Origin of the sequence: Streptomyces phytophilus (assembly GCF_013870535.1) — a bacterium.
GTDB lineage: Bacteria > Actinomycetota > Actinomycetes > Streptomycetales > Streptomycetaceae > Streptomyces > Streptomyces phytophilus.
The window spans coordinates 1-5,450 of the sequence record NZ_JACBXC010000325.1 but is presented as its reverse complement, the minus strand read 5'-3'; the positions used below and the strand labels follow the sequence as shown (position 1 = coordinate 5,450).

Sequence of the window (5,450 nt, the reverse complement as noted above, 5' to 3'; positions counted from 1 at the left end):
GTGGAGGACGCCGGCCGCGACCGGCTCTCACAGGTGCCGCAGGAGCACCCGGACCTGTTCGACGGGGCGTACGGCGAGGGCTGAGCGCACCGGTCCGGGCACCCGGTGCCCGATTTCGCCGTGCACCCCCCTCGCTCGGTACGATTCACGCCGTGCCGCCGCTCGCGCGGCACCCGTTCCCCGCGAAGGAGACCCCGTGTCCGACGTCCGTGTGATCATCAGCCGCGATGCCGCCGAGCGGGAAGAGCGCGTGGTCACGACGGGCACGACGGCCGGCGACCTCTTCCCCGGCCAGCGCACCGTGATCGCCGCCCGCGTCGCCGGGGCGCTGAAGGACCTCGCGTACGAGGTCGCCGACGGCGACGAGGTCGAGCCGGTGCTGATCGACAGCCCCGACGGCCTGGACATCCTGCGCCACTCCACCGCGCACGTGCTGGCCCAGGCGGTGCAGGAGCTGTTCCCCGCGGCCAGGCTCGGCATCGGCCCGCCCATCAAGGACGGCTTCTACTACGACTTCGACGTACCCGAGCCCTTCCACCCCGACGACCTCAAGCGCGTCGAGAAGAAGATGCAGGAGATCGTCAAGCGCGGCCAGCGGTTCTCCCGCCGGGTCACCACCGACGCCGACGCCCGCGAGGAACTGGCCGCCGAGCCGTACAAGCTGGAGCTGATCGGCCTGAAGGGCAGCGCCGCCGACGCCGCGGAAGGCGCGTCCGCGGAGGTCGGCGCCGGCGAGCTGACGATCTACGACAACCTCGACGCCAAGACCGGCGAGCTGTGCTGGAAGGACCTCTGCCGCGGCCCCCACCTGCCGACGACGCGGCTGATCCCGGCGTTCAAGCTGATGCGCTCCGCCGCCGCGTACTGGCGCGGCAGCGAGAAGAACCCGCAGCTCCAGCGGATCTACGGCACCGCCTGGCCGTCGAAGGACGAGCTGAAGGCGCACCTGGAGTTCCTGGCCGAGGCCGAGAAGCGCGACCACCGCAAGCTCGGCGCCGAGCTGGACCTCTTCTCCATCCCCGAGGACATCGGCTCGGGCCTCGCGGTCTTCCACCCCAGGGGCGGCATCGTGCGCCGCGTCATGGAGGACTACTCGCGCAGGCGGCACGAGGAGTCGGGCTACGAGTTCGTCTACACCCCGCACGCGACGAAGGGGAAGCTCTTCGAGAAGTCGGGCCACCTGGACTGGTACGCCGACGGCATGTACCCGCCCATGCAGCTCGACGAGGGCCAGGACTACTACCTCAAGCCCATGAACTGCCCCATGCACAACCTGATCTTCGACGCCCGCGGGCGCTCCTACCGCGAGCTGCCGCTGCGCCTCTTCGAGTTCGGGACCGTCTACCGGTACGAGAAGTCCGGCGTCGTGCACGGCCTCACCCGGGCCCGCGGCTTCACCCAGGACGACGCGCACATCTACTGCACCAAGGAGCAGATGGCCGGCGAGCTGGACTCGCTGCTGACCTTCGTGCTGAACCTGCTGCGCGACTACGGCCTGGAGGACTTCTACCTGGAGCTGTCCACCAAGGACCCGGAGAAGTCCATCGGCTCCGACGAGGTCTGGGAGGAGGCCACCGAGATCCTGCGCCAGGCCGCCGGCAAGCAGGGCCTGCAGCTGGTCATGGACCCGGGCGGGGCGGCGTTCTACGGGCCGAAGATCTCCGTGCAGGCCAAGGACGCCATCGGCAGGACCTGGCAGATGTCCACGATCCAGGTGGACTTCAACCTCCCCGAGCGCTTCGACCTGGAGTACACCGCGGCCGACGGCTCGCGGCAGCGCCCCGTGATGATCCACCGCGCGCTCTTCGGCTCCATCGAGCGGTTCTTCGCCGTGCTGCTGGAGCACTACGCGGGCGCCTTCCCGGCGTGGCTCGCGCCGGTGCAGGTCGTCGGCATCCCGATCGGCGACGACCACGTGCCGTACCTCCAGGAGGTCGCGGCGAAGATGCGGGCGCGCGGGCTGCGCGCCGAGGTCGACTCCTCCTCGGACCGGATGCAGAAGAAGATCCGCAACGCCCAGAAGGCCAAGGTTCCGTACATGCTCATCGCGGGCGACGACGACATCGCCAAGGGCGCCGTCTCGTTCCGCTACCGCAGCGGCGAGCAGAACAACGGCGTGCCGATCGACGACGCGATCGACGAGGTGGCCCGCGCGGTCGCGGAGCGCGCAGGGGCCTGACCGGGCGCGGGCGGGGCGCCGGGCCGGGCCGGGCCCGGGGCCCGGCCCGCGGGGCCGCACGCCATATGCTGCTGACCATGACCAGTGAGCCGGAGCAGCAGCTCGGGGTCGGCACCCCCGATCATTTCCAGCGGCTGTGGACGCCGCACCGCATGGCGTACATCCAGGGGGAGAACAAGCCCACCGGCAGCGCCGCCGGCGACGAATGCCCCTTCTGCGCGATCCCGGAGAAGTCCGACGAGGACGGGCTGATCCTCGCCCGCGGCGCACAGGTCTACGCGGTGCTGAACCTGTACCCGTACAACGGCGGGCACCTGATGGTCGTCCCGTACCGGCACGTCGCGGACTACACCGAGCTGACCGACGAGGAGACCGCGGAACTGGCGGTGTACACCAAGCGTGCGATGACCGCCCTGCGCACCGCGTCCGGGGCGCAGGGGTTCAATCTGGGCATGAACCAGGGCCCGGTCGCGGGTGCGGGCATCGCCGCGCATCTGCACCAGCACGTGGTGCCGCGGTGGGGCGGGGACACGAACTTCATGCCGGTCGTCGGCCACACCAAGGTGCTGCCGCAACTCCTCGCGGACACCCGCGCGATGCTCGCCGCCGCCTGGCCCGCGGGCTAGCGTATGGGTCACGACCGTGGGTGACGGTCGTGACCCATACACCTGACGCGGGCGGACGCACGTGCCCGCCGGCCCGCGCCCGCGCCGGGAACCCGGGCGTGCGACGCCCCCGGGCCGCTCTCCCGGTGCGGGGCGGGTGTCCCGGCTAGCCGCGGATCAGTCCTCGCCCGGCACGCACTCCCGCCAGGCGACGTGGTACGTCGTCTCGATGTCTCCGTCCGTCGAGTCCATGGTCAGCATGCTGGTGGTCGTCGCGGGGTTCGACGTGCCGGCGTTGACGCGGAGCTCCGTGTTGATGTTGAAGTTGCGGATCTCCCCGCACGGCGCCCAGACGAGTGACTCCAGGTCGGTCTCGTCCGTCGTGGTCCAGTTGTCGTCCATCGGCCCGGTGAAGTTGTGCGTGAAGGTGTCCGTGTCGGGCGAGCCCTGGAAGTAGTACGACGCCTTTTCCATGCCGGTCGCGCCGTTCTCCAGGTAGCCGTACCCCCGGTAGTCGACACCGGCGATGGCGTAGGTGAAGCCTCCCGGCACCTTGATGGCCAGGTTGAGCTGGCAGTTCTTGCGGAAGTCCGTCGGCGTGGCGCCGACGCCGACCAGGGCCACGTAGTTGCTGTAGGTCACGGTGAATGCCTGGTTGTCCGCGGAGACCGCGATGGCGGCGCTGCCCGGCTCACATCCGGTGCCGTTGACGGTGAGCACCTGGATCGCCATCTGGTCGGGCGGTACGTCTTCGAAGTACGGCGGCGTCGCGATATCGTTGGACGGCGACGCGATGGGGCTGGTGACGGTCGCGGCCAGTAATGCTGCCAGGACACTGCCTGCGACAAGGGTCATGGTTCTCCAATCGGTCGGATGGGCCGTATCCCGGGCACGGCAATGCCCAAGAGCGGGCCATGCGGGCGGAATCTGGCGAGCGGGCGGCAAACGGTCCGCTGGCCGGATTCCGTCAAGACACACACCGGCGGCATACCGCCGCCGAATGAGGGACGGGCAGGGAATTGCGCCGCCGTCTCCGAAGGCGTACCGCGGGTAAGGTGCTTACCCTTCGCGGTATTTCAGCACTCCTTCCACGCCAGGTGGTACTTCGTGCTCACCGCGCTGTCGGTGGAGTCCATCGTCATCAGGCTCGTCGCCCGCTGGTCGGAGGAGCCGCGGTACACCCGGAGTTCGGTGTTGATGTTGAAGTTCCGCTGCTCGCCGCAGGGCGCCCACACCAGCTCGGCCCACTCCTTGGAGTCGGTCACCTGCCAGTTGTCGTCGTACGGACCGTCGAAGGTCTGGTTGCTCGCGGTCGTCTCCGCAGAACCCATGTGGTAGTACGACGCCTGCTCCAGGCCGGACGCGCCGTCCGCCAGGTACGCGTAGCCGCGGTAGTCCACGCTCTGGATCGCGTACGTGAACCCGGAGGGAACGTCCAGCACCAGGCTGAGCTGGCAGTTCTTGCGGAAGTCGACCGGGCTGGCGCCGGCCCCCGCCACGGCCAGGTAGTCGCTGTAGGTCACGGTGAACGCCGTGTTGTCGGCGTTGGCCGCCACCGCCGCCGTGCCGGCGGGGCACCCCGACCCGTTGATGGTCTGGATGCCGACCCTGATCTGCTCGGCGGGCCCGTCGGCCGGCTCCTCGCCCGCCGCCGCGGTCTGGGCGGAGAGGGTGGCGGCGACCAGGGCCGCCAGGGCTCCACCAGCAATCAACTTACCGGACATGTTTCTCCTATCCTTTGTCTCAGGACCGGGCCGGACGAAACCGGCGCCGACCGTACTGAATTGGGCACGGGAGAGCCGGATTGCGGCTCGTGAAAGCACATGCGCCGCAGGCGGGCCGAAGAGGTGCGCCCGCTCCTGAGGGTCGTGCAGGGCATGGCGAAAGAGCTCCCGGGTGCCCGGGAGGGCGCGAGGGTGAAGAAGGGGGGAGCGCGGCTTCGGGGACTGGGAAGCATTCGTGCGGAACGCTGTTGGTGGGGGTGCCGTACCGAATGCGTCCCCGACCTCATGGAGCGTGAGGTGGGAGCGTTCTCATGTTAGGGCCAGGTAAAGCCACTGTGAAGAAGAATTCCACGAAGAAGGACAGGAGTCCGAAAACGAGTTCCCACCCGGGTTGGCGTCATGTCGCCAAGTGTCAAGTCTACGCGGGTGGACGCTCGGAATACGCGACGGTAAGGAAACAACTTCTCAGGGTGCCCGGTACGGGCTGCCGCAGTCCGGCCAGAATAACGCGTTTACGGTGCGGGGAGTTACCGGCGGAAAGGCCGTTCGGCCCAACCCGCGGGTCCGCTCGGGGGATCGCGGGACGGGGGCGGCCGTGGTATCCCCCCGCCGAGGGCATGGCGTCCGACCGGGGCCGGGAGCCGCGGTACGCGGCCGTGGAGTCGCTGATGGACGTGCGGTACGCCCGCAGTTGCTCAGCCCGCCGTCTTCTCCAGCGCCTGCGCCAGGTCCGCCCACAGGTCGTCCGGGTGCTCGATGCCCACGGAGACCCGCACCGTGCCCTCGCCGATGTCCATCGCCGCCAGCGCCGCGGCGTCGAGTTGGCGGTGCGACGTGCTCGCCGGGTGCATGACGAGCGTCCTGACGTCGCCCAGCGACGGGCTCAGCAGCGCCAGCCGCAGCGACTCGACGAACCTGCGCCCCGCCTCCCGGCCGCCCGCC

The 5,450-nt window shown here is 69.6% G+C and carries 5 protein-coding genes; 2 read left to right on the top strand and 3 right to left on the bottom strand.

Annotated features, from left to right (window positions below; translation table 11 throughout):
- Nucleotides 1-196 precede the first annotated feature (196 nt).
- Nucleotides 197-2,179 (top strand): threonine--tRNA ligase, encoded by a 1,983-nt coding sequence (gene thrS, locus H5J30_RS16060; protein ID WP_181788117.1) that lies wholly within the window; start codon nt 197-199, stop codon nt 2,177-2,179.
- A 65-nt stretch (nt 2,180-2,244) separates the two neighbouring features.
- On the top strand, nt 2,245-2,805 hold the full coding sequence (locus tag H5J30_RS16055) for an HIT family protein (RefSeq protein WP_181788116.1): 561 nt from the start codon (nt 2,245-2,247) through the stop codon (nt 2,803-2,805).
- A 156-nt stretch (nt 2,806-2,961) separates the two neighbouring features.
- Here H5J30_RS16055 and H5J30_RS16050 read toward each other — a convergent pair whose 3' ends face one another.
- The 3 genes from H5J30_RS16050 to H5J30_RS16040 form a co-directional block, all read right to left on the bottom strand.
- Nucleotides 2,962-3,516, bottom strand: a complete 555-nt coding sequence (locus tag H5J30_RS16050) for a DUF4360 domain-containing protein (RefSeq protein WP_037742255.1) — start codon at nt 3,514-3,516, stop codon at nt 2,962-2,964.
- A gap of 344 nt (nt 3,517-3,860) precedes the next feature.
- Nucleotides 3,861-4,508 carry a DUF4360 domain-containing protein gene (locus tag H5J30_RS16045; protein ID WP_181788115.1) on the bottom strand — a complete coding sequence of 216 codons (648 nt, stop codon included), beginning with the start codon at nt 4,506-4,508 and terminating at the stop codon, nt 3,861-3,863.
- 695 nt (nt 4,509-5,203) lie between these two features.
- On the bottom strand, nt 5,204-5,450 hold a 247-nt coding region (locus H5J30_RS16040), incomplete at its 5' end, for a PLP-dependent transferase (RefSeq protein WP_181788114.1).